General features: G+C 67.1%; 13 protein-coding genes. 3 read left to right on the top strand and 10 right to left on the bottom strand.

From position 1 onward, the window contains the following. The first annotated feature begins 26 nt into the window (after positions 1-26). Complete coding sequence (locus ABV606_RS03820; RefSeq protein WP_353988417.1) at positions 27-1,844, top strand: ABC transporter ATP-binding protein; 1,818 nt, start codon at positions 27-29, stop codon at positions 1,842-1,844. 1 nt (position 1,845) lies between these two features. Here ABV606_RS03820 and wecB read toward each other — a convergent pair whose 3' ends face one another. Together wecB and ABV606_RS03830 are read right to left on the bottom strand one after the other, a co-directional pair. Continuing rightward, on the bottom strand, positions 1,846-2,919 hold the full coding sequence (wecB, locus tag ABV606_RS03825) for a non-hydrolyzing UDP-N-acetylglucosamine 2-epimerase (RefSeq protein WP_353988418.1): 1,074 nt from the start codon (positions 2,917-2,919) through the stop codon (positions 1,846-1,848). A 22-nt stretch (positions 2,920-2,941) separates the two neighbouring features. Beyond that, positions 2,942-5,212, bottom strand: a complete 2,271-nt coding sequence (locus tag ABV606_RS03830; RefSeq protein ID WP_353988419.1) for a glycosyltransferase — start codon at positions 5,210-5,212, stop codon at positions 2,942-2,944. Positions 5,213-5,342: 130 nt separating this feature from the next. Here ABV606_RS03830 and ABV606_RS03835 point away from each other — a divergent pair, with 130 nt between their 5' ends. Beyond that, positions 5,343-6,632 carry a nucleotide sugar dehydrogenase gene (locus ABV606_RS03835; RefSeq protein WP_353988420.1) on the top strand — a complete coding sequence of 430 codons (1,290 nt, stop codon included), beginning with the start codon at positions 5,343-5,345 and terminating at the stop codon, positions 6,630-6,632. On the opposite strand, the gene ABV606_RS03840 is transcribed toward ABV606_RS03835, so the two are convergent. From ABV606_RS03840 to ABV606_RS03875, 8 genes are all read right to left on the bottom strand, one after another. Continuing rightward, on the bottom strand, positions 6,616-8,190 hold the full coding sequence (locus tag ABV606_RS03840; protein ID WP_353988421.1) for a DUF2142 domain-containing protein: 1,575 nt from the start codon (positions 8,188-8,190) through the stop codon (positions 6,616-6,618). The two genes, ABV606_RS03835 and ABV606_RS03840, sit on opposite strands and share 17 nt — an antisense overlap. An 87-nt stretch (positions 8,191-8,277) precedes the next feature. Further along, a complete protein-coding gene (locus ABV606_RS03845; protein ID WP_353988422.1) occupies positions 8,278-10,770 on the bottom strand; it encodes a glycosyltransferase in 2,493 nt (830 codons plus the stop codon). Further along, positions 10,763-11,878: a glycosyltransferase family 2 protein gene (locus ABV606_RS03850; protein WP_353988423.1), complete on the bottom strand. Its 1,116-nt coding sequence runs from the start codon at positions 11,876-11,878 to the stop codon at positions 10,763-10,765. Before ABV606_RS03850 ends, ABV606_RS03845 begins: the two co-directional genes overlap by 8 nt. 23 nt (positions 11,879-11,901) lie before the next feature. After that, positions 11,902-12,825: a hypothetical protein gene (locus ABV606_RS03855; RefSeq protein ID WP_353988424.1), complete on the bottom strand. Its 924-nt coding sequence runs from the start codon at positions 12,823-12,825 to the stop codon at positions 11,902-11,904. Between the two features lie 44 nt (positions 12,826-12,869). Further along, entirely contained in the window at positions 12,870-14,369 is a 1,500-nt protein-coding gene (locus ABV606_RS03860; RefSeq protein WP_353988425.1) for an acyltransferase family protein, read from the bottom strand. Then, entirely contained in the window at positions 14,366-15,235 is an 870-nt protein-coding gene (rfbA, locus tag ABV606_RS03865) for a glucose-1-phosphate thymidylyltransferase RfbA (protein WP_353988426.1), read from the bottom strand. The genes ABV606_RS03860 and rfbA overlap by 4 nt, the downstream gene beginning before the upstream one ends. A 110-nt stretch (positions 15,236-15,345) precedes the next feature. Next, complete coding sequence (locus ABV606_RS03870; protein WP_353988427.1) at positions 15,346-16,086, bottom strand: ABC transporter ATP-binding protein; 741 nt, start codon at positions 16,084-16,086, stop codon at positions 15,346-15,348. Next, on the bottom strand, positions 16,083-16,919 hold the full coding sequence (locus ABV606_RS03875; RefSeq protein ID WP_281489180.1) for an ABC transporter permease: 837 nt from the start codon (positions 16,917-16,919) through the stop codon (positions 16,083-16,085). Before ABV606_RS03875 ends, ABV606_RS03870 begins: the two co-directional genes overlap by 4 nt. A 154-nt stretch (positions 16,920-17,073) precedes the next feature. Here ABV606_RS03875 and ABV606_RS03880 point away from each other — a divergent pair, with 154 nt between their 5' ends. Further along, positions 17,074-18,015 carry a glycosyltransferase family 2 protein gene (locus ABV606_RS03880; protein ID WP_353988428.1) on the top strand — a complete coding sequence of 314 codons (942 nt, stop codon included), beginning with the start codon at positions 17,074-17,076 and terminating at the stop codon, positions 18,013-18,015. Positions 18,016-18,157 lie beyond the last annotated feature (142 nt).

Genomic DNA, 18,157 nt, shown 5'->3' on the forward strand with positions numbered 1-18,157 from the left:
CGGATCGGGCCGTCAGTAGACTGCCCATGCCTTGCCCCTCATCGAACACCGGGAGCCGAGCGTTGAAGTCGACATGGCGGCTGTATCGCGAAGTGCTGGACATCCTTCCCGGGCGCGCTCGTCGGTTCCTATTGGTGTACTCGATCGCGCTGGGCCTGCTGTCGATGCTCGACGCCGCGGCACTCGCGCTCCTGGCGATCATCATGGGGCCCGTGGTCGCAGGCACGAGCCTTCGGCTTCCCGTGCTCGGCACTATCGATTCGACGGGTCTGATCTGGCTGCTGGCAGTGGCCGCGGCCCTCATCATCCTCAAGGGTCTGCTCGCGCTGACGCTGACCTGGCGAGCCACGCGCGCTTTCGCTCGCTATGAGCTCGAGCTCGGCGCGCGACTCTTCGACACCTACCTCGGGTCGTCCTGGGTCGAACGGCTCCAACGCAATTCCTCCGACATCGTGCGTCTCACCGACGCCAGCGTCGCGACCACGATCTCCGGCTTCATCCTTCCGATCACGACCATCGTTGGCGAGGTTCTGAGCTTCGTGACCATCGTGGCGGTGCTCGCCGTAGCACAGCCCTTGGTCGCTCTCATAGCCCTCGCGTATCTGGGGCTGCTCGGTGCGTTCCTCTTCTTCTGGGTGACGAAGCGAGCGAGGCAGGCGGGCCAGGTGGCTCTGCGTTACTCGCTTCGCAGTTCCCGACTCATCACAGAGATGGTGGGTGCGCTGAAAGAGGTGACCCTTCGAAACAAGGCGTCGGAAGCAGCGAGCGTGGTCCGCTCGAACCGGGTGCACAGCACGCGCGCGCGGGCCAACGCCCAGTTCCTCGGTCAGGTGCCCCGTTACGTCATCGACTCGGGCATCATCGGCGGGTTCGCGATCGTCGGAGCCGTCGGGTTCTTCATGGACGGGCTGAGCGGTGCAACGCTCTCGATCGCGCTCTTCGGACTCGCCGGTTTCAGGCTCGCACCTTCGATCGTGCGGTTCCAAGGGATCGTGAATCAGGTGAGTGTCAGCAAGCCGCACGCCGAGAAGGTCATGGAGGAGATCCGGCGATCAGAGTCAGCAAGCGTTCACGCTGCGACCGGCCAGCGGCCTCTGCCCGAGAATCCCCGGGCGATCGAGTTCGAGCAGGTCGGATTCAGGTATGCGCCGAAGGCTGCCGAGGCGGTGCGCGACATCGACATCCGGATCCCGTTCGGCTCCGCGGTCGCGTTCGTCGGGTCGTCGGGGGCGGGGAAATCGACCATGATCGACCTGCTGCTCGGCCTCGTCGCCCCCACCAGCGGACGCATCGCAGTCGACGGCGTCGACCTCGCGGAGCTCCGCGAGGCGTGGCGCGACAACGTCGGCTACGTGCCTCAGGACGTCTCTCTCTTCGACGCGAGCATCGCACAGAACGTTGCGCTCACGTGGCAGAACGACTATGACGAGGAGCGAGTGCGCGAATCGCTCCGACTCGCCCAGATGCTCGACACCGTGGAGAACAGACCGGGTGGCATCAGCGCTCCGATCGGTGAGCGCGGTCTGGCGCTGTCTGGCGGCCAGCGCCAGCGCCTCGGAATCGCCAGAGCGCTGTATGGCATGCCCAAAGTGCTGGTCATGGACGAGGCGACCAGCGCGCTTGACACTGCGACGGAAGCTGCGGTGACAGAGGCCTTCCGGGCGTTGCGCGGGAAGATGACCATCGTGACCGTCGCCCATCGGCTCTCGACCGTGATGGAGGCCGACACGATCTTCTTCATGCGTGAGGGAACCATCGTCGACCACGGCACCTTCTCGGAGTTGCTCGAGCGCGTGCCGGACTTCGCGAACCAGGCGCGACTCGCAGGGCTGGCCGGCGAGTGAGCTACTGCCGCGCGGGCGACTGCGCAGCGATGAGCGCTTCGACGACCCGCTGAGCCGCGCTGCCGTCGCCGTACGGAGTCGCCTCCGTTTCCGCAGGGCGTGGTCGATTGGCCGCGGAACCCAGTTGCTCGAGGTCGTCGCCCACGAGCTGATTCCAGCCCAACTCGACGGTCTCGACCCATTCGGTCTCGCGCCGAACTGTCGTGCACGGGACTCTCAGCAGGAACGCCTCTTTCTGAAGCCCTCCGGAGTCGGTGATCACCCCCGCACTGCTCGCGACTGCCGAGACGAGGGCTGGATACGCGAGTGGTTCCACGACCCGGATCGACCCGCGCTCGAGATCGACCCCCCATCGCTCCGCCGCAGCGCGCAGGCGTGGGTGCGCGGCCAGCACGACGGGAAGGTCGAGCGATGAGAGCTGCTCGACGATCACTCCGAGCCGGTCTCGGTCGTCGGTGTTGTCAGGACGATGCAGCGTCGCCAGCAGGAAGCGACCCGGCTCCACCCCGGCGGGAAGCGGGAGGGACTGACCGGCCACCCTGTCACGAACCGCGTACAGCACATCCGTCATGACATCGCCGACGAGCACCGACCTTGACGCGAGCCCCTCGGAGGCGAGATGCCGCATGGCCACCTCGGTCGGAGCGAGCAGCAGGTCGGCTGCGTGATCCGTGAGCACCCGATTGTGCTCTTCGGGCATCCTGCGATTGAAGGAACGCAGTCCTGCTTCGAGGTGAGCGACGGGCATGTGCAGCTTGACCGCCGCAATGGCGGCAGCCAGCGTCGAGTTCGTGTCTCCGTACACGAGCACCCAGTCGGGCGCGTACCGTTCGAGCAGAGGTTCGAGACCCGAGAGCATCGCACCCGTCTGCGCACCGTGCTTGCCTGAGCCGACAGCGAGGTTCACATCGGGAGCGGAGATGCCGAGGTCCCTGAAGAAGACGTCTGACATCAGTTCGTCGTAGTGCTGCCCGGTGTGGACCACGATGTGCTCCGCGCGGCTCCGCATCGCCTCGGCTATCGGCGCCAGTTTGACGAACTGCGGCCGCGCGCCGACAACACTCAGTACTCGCACTCGATCAATCCTAGAAGTCGCATCACAAGAGCTTCGCCGCGACCATGAAGCGGATCGGGCCGTCAACGGCGAGCAGGCCGCGGGGGTCTCGAGTGAGCACCGTGAGGGGATGCCCGAATCGGCGGCGTGCGGCGAGGAGCCTGCGCAGTTCGGCGGTCGACCGGTCGCCAGCGAGCAGAGCATCCACCAGGGCTCGATCGGCGAGTGAGAGCGGACGCTCGAAATCGGGAGCGGTCTCGCGGCAGTGGCGGATCAGTTCGGCGATGTAGGCACGATCGTCGTCGGTCCAGCGATCGGCGTCCGTGCGCAGCAACGCGGCCGAGAAGACGTGGACTCGAACGCTCTTGGTCACGATTGCTCTGCGAGCCAGGCGCGGAAGGCCGCGCACCCAGGAATCGGTGATGAGCTCGCGGACGGCTCTGAGCTCGTCATCGGCCCGCCGCACGGTGAACGTCACGCGACTCTTCGCATCGGCGCCGACGACATAAGACGGCATCCCCCGGCCGTATGCGGTTCGCCTCCCGAGGAACCAGAGCTTGACACCGAACAACTGGTCGGAGCCGGCGCGCAGTCGCGACGGCATGTCGAGTTGGAGCGAGTCGACCACATCGCGGCGAATGAGACCGAGCGGCGCCGTGCGGTACGCAAGCCGGTCTTTGATGGGATGCAGCGGGCCGCGACGCCAGGGCCGCACAGGGGGCGTGCGCACCTTCGCTCCGGAGGCGTGCCGCTCGGGCGGGATGAGCGCGGTCAGATTCGCGGCGACCGCAGCATCCAGCCATGCCTTCAGCGCGCCCGGCTCGAGCGTGTCGTCCGAACCCATGATCGAGACGTAACGCGCGGTTGCGCTGCGGATGCCGTGCATGAACGGCCCCGCCGGGCTCGAGTGCCCGTCGTGGAGTTCGAGCAGCCGGCACGCTGCGAGGGCTTCGGGCGTGAGCACCGCCGCGATCTCGTCGGCCGCGATGTTGTGGCACACGACGTTGATGCGCAGTTCGCGGCCGGGCTCGAGCCCGGACTCGAGCAGCGAGTCGACGGTGCGCTGGATCGGCCGTGACGGGTCGTGAATGGGGATCACCATGTCGACCAGCGGCTGCTGCAGATCACCGCCAGGCGCGAGGAACTCGCGGAGCGCTTCGGCCGAGCGGCGCCCGTCATGGGCGTCAGCGACGAAGGCCGGCCCCTCCGCAGCGAGTCCGCGGTAGCGATCGGGCTCGGCGAGGATGTCGCGCAGCACCTGCTCCAGGGTCGACGCAGTCGCCTCCACGATGGGGAGGTCTCGGCCGATCACCTCGCGCACCTTCGACCTGGCGTGGTCGCTCACGTGGCCGACGACGACGCGGCCGGCAGCCATCGCCTCGCAGGCCGCGACGCCGTAGTCGCCGAGCCGGAACTGGTCGAGCACGATGTCGGCCGTGCGGTACACCTCCGGCATCCGCTCGTATGGCACCTTCTCGATGCGCCGGTACTCGATGAGGCCCTCATCGGCGAGCCGCTGCACGATCGGGTCGATGAGTTCGGAGCCCTTGACCGAACCGCTGCTCGGTGCATGCGCTACGACCGGCCGCTCGCGGAGCAGCGGGGGCTCAGCCATGCCCCAGCGGCTTCCGTCGACGACCACCGGCAGCCAGGTGGCATAGGGCACGTCGAGCAGCAGGTCAGGCGTCGAGACGAACACCGGCGCCCCGAGCGCGTCGAGCAGGCGCCGGTTGTCGATCGCGTTGCGCTCGAGGGTCGGCGCGACGTCGGCGAGCGCATCGTTGAAGGGCGATTCTGGGTCTCGCTCCTGATGTCTGCTCGGCAGGCGGATGTCGGTGCCGTGGCACAGCATCGCGACCTTCACGCCGCGCTTGCGCAGGTACTCCACCTGGCCGGCGACGGTCTCATCGAGCACCGCGCCGAAGGGCTGCTTCTCGGCCTCGACGATCACGTGGGTGAAGTCGCGAGCGACGCTCTCCCTCTGCCGACGCTGCCAGGTTCGCGACGCAGCGTAGAAGCCCAGCGGCACGACATCATCGGCAGGGTGCCTGAAATCGCGCCCCACGCGGCACACCATGCTCGCCGCGCCGGCGCCGTCGATGTGGCGCTCGATCGCACGCGCCCATTCGTAGCCCTGACCGGCGTAGTTCGTCGGGGCGATCAGTACTCGCACGTCGCCGTCGGGGCGAGAAGTGGGGGCCGGCATCTCGCGAGGGTCGAAGCGGAACTGGCCGGGGAGGATGCGCCCCAGCAGCGGCTCGGGAATGAGCCGCAGGATCCTGCCCGCGACCCGCTTCGCCGTCTTCGCCAGCATCCGTCTCCTCAATACTCGGGCAGCCAGACGACGCGGCTTCTCAGGGCCGCGCCACACCGCTCGCACTAGAATCGACGGGTTGCGTCGCTCTACCAGCGCGCGCCTCCGTCAGCTTAGAGGAAGCTACTTCGTGAAGATCGCTGTCATCGCCCTCGGCAAGATCGGCCTCCCCCTGGCCGTGCAGTTCGCATCGAAGGGACACGACGTCGTGGGCGTCGATGTGAATCCCACCACTGTCGAAGCCGTGAACGCGGGTCGCGAACCCTTCCCCGGCGAGGCTCACCTGCAGGAGCTGCTCAGCGAGCTCGTACCGGCGGGCAAACTGCGTGCGACCACCGACTACGCCGACGCCGTGCCCGGCGCGGATGCGATCGTGCTCGTCGTGCCGCTGTTCGTCGACCAGGACGCGAAACCGGATTTCGGCTGGATGGATGCCGCGACTCGCTCACTCGCTGAGCACCTCACGCCCGGCACCCTCGTCAGCTACGAGACCACTCTCCCGGTCGGCACCACGCGCACGCGGTGGAAGCCCATGCTGGAGGAGATCAGCGGCCTCAAGGAGGGCGAGGACTTCCACCTGGTGTTCTCACCCGAGCGGGTGCTCACCGGGCGCGTGTTCGCCGACCTGCGCAAGTACCCGAAGCTCGTGGGCGGCCTGAGCGACGAAGGCGCGCGCCGCGCGATCGAGTTCTACGAGGCAGTGCTCGACTTCGACGAGCGCGACGACCTGCCGCGCCCCAACGGCGTGTGGGATCTCGGAAGCGCTGAGGCCTCGGAACTCGCGAAACTCGCCGAGACGACGTACCGCGACGTGAACATCGGGCTGGCGAACCAGTTCGCGCTCTACGCCGCGAAGAACGGCATCGACATCTACAAGGTCATCGAAGCCTCGAACTCGCAGCCCTACAGCCACATCCACCAGCCGGGCATCGCGGTCGGCGGGCACTGCATCCCCGTCTACCCCCGCCTGTACCTCTGGAACGACCCCGAGGCGACCGTCGTACGAGCAGCACGTCAGGCGAATGCCGACATGCCTGATTACACGATCGGGATGCTGGAGGGCGCTCACGGCGACCTCGCCGGCCAGCGCATCGTGGTGCTCGGCGCCGCCTACCGGGGCGGCGTCAAGGAGACGGCCTTCTCCGGCGTCTTCGGCGCCGTCGAGGCCCTCAAGCGGCGCGGTGCCACCGCCCTCGTGCACGACCCCCTGTACTCGAACGACGAATTGGAAGCGCTGGGCTTCGAGCCTTACCGGCTGGGCGAGCCGGTGGACGCGGCCGTGGTGCAGGCAGACCACGCCGAGTACCGGCAGCTCTCGGCGGACCAGCTGCCCGGCATCCGCACCTTCATCGACGGCCGCCGCGTGAGCAGCGCCGAGCAGTGGCCCAGCGTGACCTACCGGGTCATCGGCCGGGGCTGACGAGCACCGGCTGCGGCCCCGCGGCGAAGTCGCGGAGTTGCCGGCCGACACTCAGCTCCCGCAGCAGCACCCACACGGCGCCCGCCCAGGCGAGCACGCCGATCGCGAACCAGGCCATCGGTGACGGCCCGAAGCCCCACCACCACTCGATGTCGGCGTTGAGGTTGGCTCCGCCGACATCCGACCCCGTCACATAGCGGCGGATGTTCGTGTGCAGGGCAATCGCGACGGCGTAGACGAGGGCGAGCCCGAGCACGATGCGCTGCGCCCGGGTGAAGCCGATGGGTCTCGGCGACGTCGGCAGCAGCATGATCCCGGCGAAGAGCGCGATGAGCGGCAGCACGTAGCGCGGCTGCACCTGTTGCCCCACCATGTGACCGCCCTGCGCGAGCACATAGATGGGCACGAGCACGAGCGTGAACAGCACGCCCGCCGCTGCGATCCCCTTGCGCCAATCGAGTTGCCGAGCCCCGGTGAACGTCACCGCGACGAAGACGCCGACCGCGGCGAACAGCACGCCGGCGGGCATGAAGGTGTCGAGCCAGCCGAGGCCCCAGTAGCCGAAGACTCCCGCCCAGAGACCCGGGAGGTGCGTCAGGTTCGTGACGATCTGACTGACGACGTCTCCGAGCCCGGGAGGCGCAGCCGCCACATCGCGCGCCGGCGAGTTCGCCACGGCGCCGCCGAAGCCGCTGATGCCGGATGACGACTGGCGCGCCGAGAAGAAGAAGAACAGGCAGACCACGGCGGCCGCGAGCGGCAGGATCGACCGGACCAGGTACGACACCGTGGGGCGGAAGGTGAGCACGACGACCGCGGCGATACCGACGCCGACGTAGACGGCGGCATCCGCTCGGGCTCCCGCAGCCATGAGCACCGTGATGCCGAACAGCACCCCGAGCAGCACGCGCCGCGGGCCCGCGGTCTCGTACCAGCCGAGCAGTGCGAGCCATGAGATGCCGACGCCCATGATGGCCCACGCGCTGGGGTTGTTCGACGACAGCAGGAAGAGACCCAGCGGCACCGTCGTGATCAGCCACGTCCACAGCAGAGTGGGCCGACGCACGGCAGGCAGCAGAGCGAAGAGCGCGGTGCTGAGCCCGACGAAGAGCAGCACGTTGACGAAGCGCATGAGCAGCACTGAGGCGACCAGGTCGTCGCCGGCGAACAGGCTCATGAAGCCGTAGTAGATCGGCGGGTAAGCCCCGGCGAAATCGCCCCGCTTGGTCTCGACCGTGGCTCCGCTGTCGAACGGCTCCTGGCACGCGGCGCTCTCGGCGGGCTCGGCCATATAGCAGGCCGAGTCGACGAGCGGCTCGGGAACGACCCGGGTGTTCTCCTGCTGCCCCGGCGCGCAATCCTCTCCCCCGTCAGCGCACCAGATGCTGACCAGGTGGAAGTCGTCGTCGGGGCTCGAACCGACCGGAGAGGCGAACACCCACGCGGTCATGGCGATGACAGCAAGCAATGGGGCCAGCCACAGCAGTCGCAATCGCGGTCGCCGAGCGGCGGGCTTCTCGGTCACGGCAGGGATCGGCGGCTCGACGTCGCTAGGCATGGCCCCGTCATCCTATCGGCAGCGCTCGCTGGGGCCGCTGTGCACCGAGGCTCTCGAGCCCTTGCAGCCGAGCCGTCGAGCGGTCGGTCATCGCGACCGGAGCCGAGCCACCACCTTGCGGACGACGACCCTCGGCCCCCCGTGCCGCAAGTGGTGCATCGCCAGCGAGACATTGTGAGCGAGCCCGTAGGCCTTCTTGGTGCGGCGGCGCTCGGTCGGTGCCTCTCCTGCGGCCATCCGCTGCTCGACGAGATCGGGCGCGCGCCGCGGATCGGCGACGAACCGCACGAGCGGCTCGAGGGTGTTGCTCCAGAAGAAGCGCTCACGCACTCGACGGATGTTCTCGCGGCTGCGGGCGATCAGTTCGTCATCGAAGAGGATGCGTTCCAAGGCCTCGGTGAGCGAGCCGACATCGTCAGCGGGCACCACGACGCCGAGTTCCTCACTGCGCACGAGGTCTGCGAACGAATCGCCGTCGGTGACCACCATGGGGAGTTCCGCCCACAGGTAGTCGAGGATGCGGGTGCGGAACGAGAACGTGGTCTCGACATGCGCGAAGTGGGTGCTGACACCGGCATCCGCTTCGGTCAGGTAGTTCTGCCTGTCGGCGAACTCGACCCACGAGTCGTTGAAGAACACGGCGCGATCGAGCACTCCGAGCTCTGCGGCGAGCGCGCGGGACTCCCGCACGATCGCCATCTCGGGAACCCCCGGATGCGGATGCTTGGTGCCCTGGAAGAAGAGGCGGACCCCATCCCGGCGCTCGGCGAGGGCGGCCACCGCGCGAATCAGTGACTTCGGATCGAACCAGTTGTACAGCCCACCGCCCCACAGCAGCACCTTGTCGTGCTCGCCGATGCCGGGCAGCACACCCTTGAGCACCTGTCGCTCGTGCCGAGGCGCCGTGCTGTCGAGCCCGAAAGGGGCAAGCGCGATCAGCCGCTCGAGGTCGGGATCGTCATGGTAGTTCGCTGGGTTGATCCGGCCGAGCGCCGAGAGCTGCCCCAGGTAGAAGAGCCGCTGGCGGTCGGAGGCGCAGAGGAAGAAGTCTGCCTTCGCCAATTGCTGATTCATCACCCGGGTCGCGTCAGCGACCTGCTTGTCCCAGGTGGCCGCCGGCAGCTCCCTGCCCTGCTCGAGCTGTTCCAGGTGCATGGGGTCGTAGATGTCGGCCACGACGATCTTCGAGGTGTGCTGCAGTGCGTCGAACGCGGCCATCGCGTGACCCTGGAAGACCACGATGTCGGCCCACTGCTCGAGCGGCTCGAACGCCCTGTTGTCACCCGCGCGAACATGCTTGAGCTCGAACGGGGCGGAGACGCCTGTTTCAAGTCGGGCGAGCGTGACCAGGGTCACGGCATGCCCGTGCTCAGCGAGGGCGGCGGCCATGTTCCAGGCGCGGATCGCCGGGCCTGCCATCTTCACGCCGATCGGGTCGCCGGTGATGATCAGCACCCTGCGCTGCGGCGCGGGCTCGAGCACCGGGAATGCGTCGACGAGGCTGCGATACCCCCCCAGATACGACTTGTCATCGGCGGCGACGGCGTCGACGCGACCGAAGAGCGACCAGATGGCTCGGTCCGAGATGCGCCGTGACGCTTGAATCGCATCGCGGTCGCGCGTCAGTCCAGGCAATTGCTCGACGAACTGGTCGATCGCGTAGACGGTCGCGACGACCTCTCGGGATACCGGTTCCTGCCGCTCCCGCTCGTCATGCGCGGCACTTCGGTAGTCGTACGACGTCGAGTCGAGTCCCGCTTCGGCGACCGAGCGGCGGATCGCCAGCGACAGCGCTGCGGGCAGGATCGCGTCGAGCGTCTGCTGCTCGAGGTTCTTGTAGAGCGCGAACAACGCGTTGCGCTCCAGGAAGTAGCGCTCCCTGTGACTGCCGAACTTGTCGGCCGCGGCGTGGTGCCGGTGGTACGCGATCGACGAGGGCTCGTAGCGGAAGCGGCGGCCGCTCAGGTTCAGACGCCAACCGAAGTCGACGTCTTCGTAGAACATGAAGAAGCGTTCGTCGAACCCGCCGAGCTCGAGATAGGCGTCACGTCGCACGAACATCGCGGAACCAGTGCCGAACAGGACGTCTTTGGCATCGAGCCCGACACCGGATGCCGCGTCGCCCACGAACGGCTTGTACCCCTTGCCGAACCAGGTCAGCGCCGAACCGACGTAGTCGACGGTCTCGCCGTTCCAATCGAGCACGCGGCTCGCGACGGCGGCGATGCCGGCATCCGCTCTGAAGGCCTCGACCGCAGCCGACACCCACTTCGGGCCGGGTTTGGCATCGCTGTTGAGGAACGCCACGAACTCGCCCCGGCTGGCCTTCACCCCGAGGTTGCAGCCGCCGGCGAAGCCGAGGTTGTCGGGCGACTCGACCAGCGTCACACCGGGCAATTCGGTGCGGAGGCGTGCGGCGCTGTCATCGCCTGAGCCGTTCTCGACCACGACGATCTCGAGGCTGCTCGCGGGCCAGTCGACCTCGGCGAGGTGACGCACAGCCTCGATGGTGTCGTCGGCGCCGCGGAAATTGACCAGTACTACGGATACGAGCGGTGAATCGACCCCGCTGTCAGCCACGCCGTCTTGTCCTTCCCAGCATCCGGCGCAGTCTATTCCGTGCCGTGGCCGCGTAGTGCACAGCCGGGCCGACGATGCGCCACATCCAGCGCACCGACCGGCGCAACTGGTTCCCCGCGAAGAGGAAGCGGAAGCCCTCCAGAGCCTCGTTGAACAGCACGATCTCGCGGATCGCCTTCATCGAACCCGGCGGCAGCATGAAGACGGCGTGCTCGATCTTGTCGATCACGAGCTGCTCGGATGCGAGCCAGCGCTCGCGGGTGTGGGCGGTATACGACGACTCGCCGCCGCTCCAGCGCCGGTAGGTAGCGGTGAGGGATGCGATCTCGGTGACACCGGCGGTCAACGACCCGCGCAGCACCATGTCCCAGTCCTCGGCGACTTCGAGATCCTCATCGAAGCGCATGCCGTACCGGGTGAACAACGTGGCAGGGAAGGCGAACGTCATGAACGGCGAGTGATTCACGAGCATGTGCTTCAACTGGTCGAAGTGCTGGGCATGCTCGGCTTTCGGCCATGAGGTAGACCTGAACCCGGCCTGACCGCCTGACCACACCTCCGGCTCCACCGACTGGTTCGCGACGGTCGATCGCATCAGGCGGCCTTCATGCGTGCGCGCCGCGGTGTGGAACTCTTCGACCCAGTGCGCGAAGAGCAGATCGTCATCGTCGTAGAACGCGAGGTACCGGCCGTTCGCGGCTTCGACACCCACATTGAGCGGGCGCGAGCGAGTGCCCCCGGACACTTCGATGAGGCGCACCCGTTCGCGGAACCCATTCGGCTGGCGCTCCAGGATGCTCCCGACTCCCTCGAGTCCCTCCGGCAGCGCGTTGTGCGCGACGAGCACGACCTCGAAGTCCTGATCGGTCTGCGCTGAGAGGCAGAGAAGCGCGTCCTTCAGGGATTCCAGGCGCTTTCCCTGCGTCCGCACGACAACCGTGAGGAACGGCGACGATTCGTCCGGCGCCCCGATGTATTCGCGGACAGCCCGGAGACGTCGGGCGAACTCGGGATCGACGTGCTCGCGCGCGATCATCAGATCGAGCATCGCGACGAAGTTGGATTCGGGCGGGTCGACGGGGGTGTCGATGACGGTGGAGTCTGTCATTTCGGCTGCTTCCCTCGAGATCGTCAGAATCGGTTCGTCGAGTAATTACCGTCGACGAAGGTGGCGACGCGGTGCTCGGGATCGAGCGGCGCCGGCATCGCGCCCTCGCGCTCGCGCCGTGCGATCTCGGCGACCACGCGACGCGCGACGTCTGAGCCCTCGGCCTCGAACTGCTTGAGGATCGATCGCGCGATATCGGGACGCGAGTATTTGAACGGAAGGAGCACTGCTGCCTCTGCCGAGTAGTAGTGCTCGGTGTCGCTCGCCTGCATGTCGCCCGCGGTGGACAGGCGCTTGTCATGGAAGACCCGAGCGGCGGGCTCGTGAACCACGCGATGCCCGGCGAGCCGCAGGCGCCACGAGAGGTCGACGTCATCGCAGTACATGAAGAACGTCTCGTGATCGAAGCCGCCCACCTGGTCGAACGCCTGGCGCTGCAGCATCGAGCACGCCCCGGAGGCCCATGAGGTGTCGAAGCTTCTCGGGTCGTACTCCTTGGGGTGCTCGAACGGGATCTGCCGACCGTCCGCGAGCGCGATGTCGCCCGCCACGGTGCGCGCGAGCGCGCCGACGCTGTCGGCGCCGAGCATCGAGTCGGGGTTGAGCACGAGCAGCAGGTCTCCTGTCGTCGACTTCGCCAGTCGGTTGTGACCGCCCCCGTGGCCGAGGTTCTCATCGAAGAACTCGACCGTGAGCGTGCCGCCCGCTTGCTCGACATGAGACCGGATGCCGTCGGCCTGGGAATCGGTCAGTGCAGGTTGCGGCGAGCAATCGCCGAGTGCCAACGTCCAATCGCCGATGACGCCGTCTTCGCGCGCCCACTTCACGCTGTTCGCCAGGGCCTCGGCGGCTCGGATGAGCCCGTCGGCGTCGTTTCGGTAGAGGACTTGCTGGATCACCAGGCTCCGCGGCTGATCAGCCGGGCCGGTCGAGTCGGTCACCGTCACTCCCACATTGTGACAGGGTGGGCGATTCTGTTCCTGAGTGCTGGTCAGGGCTTGGTGAGCTGCGTGGTCTCGTCCGATTCCTCAGGCAGGCTGACCGCGGTGTCATCGGTCGCGCCTGCGAGCACCGGAGCCGCGGCCAAACTGGTCGGAGGCGCAGAGGGTCGTGCGGAAACCGCGGGAGCATCGACGGGCGAATGCGGCGGTTCTTCGGTCAGCACCGGAGGTGTGAGCGCCGCTTCCACGGGGTCGGCCAGGTCGGAGGCGATGCGAGCAGCGTCGATGAGGGCGTCATCGATGACGGCGCTGTCGATGGGGCTGTTGCCGACTGCGCCGTGCAGAGCGGCGGCTCCCCGCTCCCGGTCGCCGAGCTCGGGCTGCTTGCTGCGGCGCGGCATCCTGTCGAGCCAGTACCGCGCTCCTCGGCCCGGTCCCCAAGACTTCGCACGCATGGCGCGCTTCTCCACGAGGTGCCAGCTCACCCAGGCGCAGCCGAGTGAGAGCACGAGTGCGAGACCGATATAGGGAACAAGACCGAACCGTTGCGCGCCGAAGTGCGCCAGGAGTTGCTGCACGACGAACCCGTAGATGTACACGCCGTACGAGTAGTCGTTCACCTTGCCGACGCGCTGGAGCGCCCGCGGCAGCCTCGCGGCGAGGTAGAGCACGAAGTATGCACCGGCGATCGTGCCGATCGTCGAGAAGCCGCCGAGCCGCAACGATCCGATGAGCACGCTGCCGGCCAGGATGCCGAGCCTGTCGTCGAAGGGCACCTCTCGGGAGTAGGCGGCCAGCACGGCCCCGACAAGGAACGTGAAGCCGAGGGTGCGCGAGTACGGGTCGGCGAGCAGCGGTAGCAGCGTCGCGATCGCCTGCGCGTCGACCGCCGCCGCGACGACCAGGATGAGGAAGCCGACGGCGAGCGCGGGCGCGACGACCCGTACCCATCGCATCAATCCGAACGCGACGAGCACGGCGACGAGCAGGTAGCAGTTCCACTCGTAGATCAGGGTCCAGATCGAGCCGTTGAAGACGCTTCCGCCGGTGAGCTCCCCGTAGGGCGTGGTGCCCGCCAGCAGGTCGCCGATGCCGAATGAACCGATGTTCAGAGTCCAGTTGGCAGCGAGATAGGCCAGCAACGCGGCCACCGACAGATCGGCGAGGTTGTCACCGTTCGAGACCCACACGATCGGCGCAGCGATGAAGGCGGTCACCAGCAGCACGAGCCAGTAGGCGGGGAAGATCCGGAGCGAGCGGCGCCACATGAACTGCACGACGTCGCCCGACATGCCGCTCTTGGTGATCAAGTAGCCGCTGATCGCGAAGAACCCGGCGACGGCGAGGCCTCCGAGTGACACCTGCCCCTGGGTGAATCGTCGGAAGAGGTCTCCCTCGAATCCTCCGAGTGGGAACGCGTGGTCGACGATGACCAGTGCGGCCATGACGAGACGGAGCAGCCCCAGCGAGTTGTTCGAGCCGTTGAGCGCCTGGCCGATACTGACGGTCTTGCGAGTCGCCTCCGACGACGTAGCGGAGGCGACCGTCACCGCTCGCGCCTCAGCAGCGTGGTGATGTACTGCCCGTAGCCGCTCTTGAGCAGCGGTTCGGCCAGCTTCTCGAGCTGCGCGTCGTCGATCCAGCCTGCACGCCAGGCGATCTCCTCGATGCAGCCGACCTTGAAGCCCTGCCGGTCCTCGATGACCCTCACGTACTCGCCGGCCTGCATCATCGACTCGAACGTGCCGGTGTCGAGCCAGGCCACGCCTCGGTCGAGCACCTGCACCTTGAGCTTGCCCGCCTCGAGGTAGCGCTGGTTCACATCGGAGATCTCGAGCTCGCCGCGGGCGCTCGGCGTGATCGACTTCGCGATCTCGATCACCTGGTTGTCGTAGAAGTACAGGCCGGGCACCGCGTAGTTGCTCTTGGGGCGCTGCGGCTTCTCCTCGATCGAGAGCGCACGCATCTCATCGTCGAACTCGACCACGCCATACGCCGTGGGGTTCGACACGTGATAGGCGAAGATGAGCGCACCATCGATGTCGGTGTGCTTGCGCAGGTTCGAGCCCAGTCCGACCCCGTGGAAGATGTTGTCGCCGAGCACGAGCGCCACGCTGTCGTCGCCGATGAACTCCTCACCGATGATGAACGCCTGGGCGAGACCGTCGGGAGACGGCTGCTCCGCGTACTCGATGCGGATGCCGAGATGAGAACCGTCGCCGAAGAGGGCGCGGAACTGCTCGTTGTACTCCGGGGTGGTGATGATCAGGATCTCGTTGATCCCCGCCATCATCAGGGTCGACAAGGGGTAGTACACCATCGGCTTGTCATAGATCGGCATGAGCTGCTTCGAAATGCCCTTGGTGATGGGCCACAGCCGGGTGCCGGAGCCGCCGGCCAGAATGATCCCGCGCATCTTCCCCCGTTCAGTGATCGAGTCTGCGTGGCCGCCGGCGGATTCCACCCCCCTGCGGGCAGCATGTCGGCTGCTGGCCCAACGCTCGGCACAGTCTAGTCAGGGGATTTTCAAGCGGCGCCGTGCGCGCCCTTGCCGCCGAGGTACGCCTCGATCGTCGAATCGACGTCGCCCACCGTCATCAAGTGGCCCTTGTTGAGCCAGGCGGCGTGGTCGCACATGTCGCGCACGGCTTCCATGGAGTGGCTCACCAGGATGACGGTGCGCCCCGCCTCGCGGAAGTCGCGGAACTTCTGCAGGCACTTCTCCTGGAACTCGGCATCGCCGACGGCCAACACCTCGTCGACCACCAGGATGTCGGGTTCGACGCTGATCGCGATCGAGAAGCCCAGACGCACGTACATGCCCGACGAGTAGTTCTTCACCGGCTGGTCGATGAACTGCTCGACTCCTGAGAAGTCGACGATCTGGTCGTACTTGCGGTCGATCTCCTTCTTCGACATCCCGAGGATCGAGCCATTGAGGTAGATGTTCTCGCGACCGGAGAGTTCGTGGTGGAAGCCTGAGCCGACCTCGAGCATTGCGGCCATGCGCCCGTTGTAGCGGATGCTGCCAGAGGTGGGCCAGTAGATCTTCGCGAGGCACTTCAGCAGCGTGGACTTGCCGGAGCCGTTGCTGCCGATCAACGCGAACGTCGAGCCCTCCGGCACGTCGAAGCTCACGTCCTTCAACGCCCAGAAGTCTTCGTGCACCGAACGGCGCCGGCGCATGATCGCTGACTTCAGCGTCTGATTGCGCTCGTGGTACAGCCGGAAGCTCTTGCTGACCTGATCGATCTCGACGGCGTTCATAGCGCTTCGGCGAATCCCTTCTCCTTGCGTGCGAACACCCAGAAACCCAGCGCGAGCGCGAGCAGAGCGCTCACGATGCAGAAGGTGAGGTCACCGAGATCGGGCCAGCGGTTGTCGTAGAGCAGTTGCCGGAACACGGCCACGAACCGCTCCATGGGGTTCAGCCGGAAGATGTCGAGCAGGGTGATCGGAGTCCCGAGCAGGCCGCCGACATCGTTGGAGAGGTTCCGGACGAGCGAGAGCGGGTAGATGATCGGCGTCAGGTACATCCAGAGCTGCAGCACGATGCTCAGCAGGTGCTCGGTGTCGCGGAAGTACACATTCGCCACGGCGACGAGCAGTGAGACGCCGGCCGCGAAGACGGCGAGCAGCAGCATCATCAGCAGCACGAGAGGCAACCACGGCAGCACCCAGGCGCCGACGATCATCAGGGCGATGACGAGCACGGCCATCTCGAAGAGCCAGTTGTACCCGGATGCCGTCACCAGCGACAGCGGCAGCACGACGCGCGGGAAGTACACCTTCTGAATGAGCCCAGCGTTGCTCACCAGCGAGTCGACGCCGCCGCTCACCACCTTGGCGAAGAACAGCCAGGGCAACAGCCCGCAGAGCAACCAGAGGGCGAAGACATTGAGCCCGCTCGGATCGCCCGGGTCGGGCTGAACTCGGAAGATGAAAGCGAAGATGAAGGTGTAGACGACCATCATCGCGAGCGGATTCGCGAGCGACCAGAGCTGGCCGAGCAGGGTGCGCTTGTACTTGCCCTTCACCTCACGGAGGGTGAGGTACATCAGCAGCTCGCGTGAATCGAGCACTGTTCGCAGGTAAGACATCGGGCCTCGTTCGGTGGTCGGCCGGGTTCTGGCCGCAGACCCTCAATAGCGTACCGAGCGCCGGCTGGACCCCTGCCACAGTCGCAGCGGTCAGCAGCATCCGCCGCGGCCCCAGTCCGGGGCGCAGACGCCGACAGTAGGATGAGAGCCGCCCATGACCGCTTCCTCCTCGACCCCGCCTCCGCGCCTCGGCGTGATCACCGTCGGATACCGGTCGGAAGAGGAACTGGCCCGTTTTCTCCCCACTGTTCAGGCGGCCACCGCGAAGCCGGTGGAAGTCGTCATCGCCGACAACCGGCCGACCTGGAGCGACGGACGGGGTGGTGTCGTCGCCGCGACGGCACCGAGCCCCGCGCACGTGAACGCCACCGAGCAGCTGGCCGTGGCATCCGGTGCTCGGTATCTGTCGATCCCCGCGAATCCCGGGTACGGCGGTGCGATCAATCGTGCCGTGACCGAGCTGCCCGGGAGCGTCGAGTGGGTGCTCATCAGCAACCCGGATGTGCTGCTGGAGCCGGGAGCGATCGACGCACTGGTCGAAGTCGGCGACACCGATCCCTCGATCGGTGCGGTGGGCCCGGCGATCCTGAACGAGGACGGCACGATCTACCCGTCTGCGAGGCGCATCCCGTCACTGCGGAATGGGGTCGGCCATGCACTCTTCGTGAACGTGTGGCCCGGCAACAGATGGAGCCGTGCCTATCTCGACGCGCCCGACGCCGATGGCGCGCAGCGGGATGCCGGATGGCTCTCGGGCGCCTGCGTGCTCGTGCGGCGGTCGGTGTTCGACTCGATCGGCGGCTTCGACGACGGCTACTTCATGTACTTCGAAGACGTGGATCTGGGGTACCGGATCGGCAAGGCGGGGTATCGGAATGTGTATGCGCCGCAGGCGCGCGTGCTGCACACCGGCGCTCATTCGACGAGCGGCGAGTCGGCCGCGATGATCGACGCGCATCACCGCAGCGCAGCGCGCTTCCTGGCACGACGCTACCCGGGTGCGGCGCTGTGGCCCGTGCGCGCCGCCTTGCGCGTGGGGCTGTGGGTGCGCTCGCAGCTCGCGAAGCGGCGGGCTCGGGCGGCCGCTGCTGACTGAGGCGCCCCTCGCTCGGCCGGTCACCTGCGTCTCGGCATCTGCTGGCGCGTCACCTGCCGCTCGACCGCGGTCGCGCGCGTTGGTGCGAGGGTTCGCTGCAGACCGCTGGGTTGCAACGCGCGCGGATGCAGCAAACCCTCGC

This window comes from Ruicaihuangia caeni (genome assembly GCF_040536845.1).
Lineage (GTDB): Bacteria > Actinomycetota > Actinomycetes > Actinomycetales > Microbacteriaceae > Ruicaihuangia > Ruicaihuangia caeni.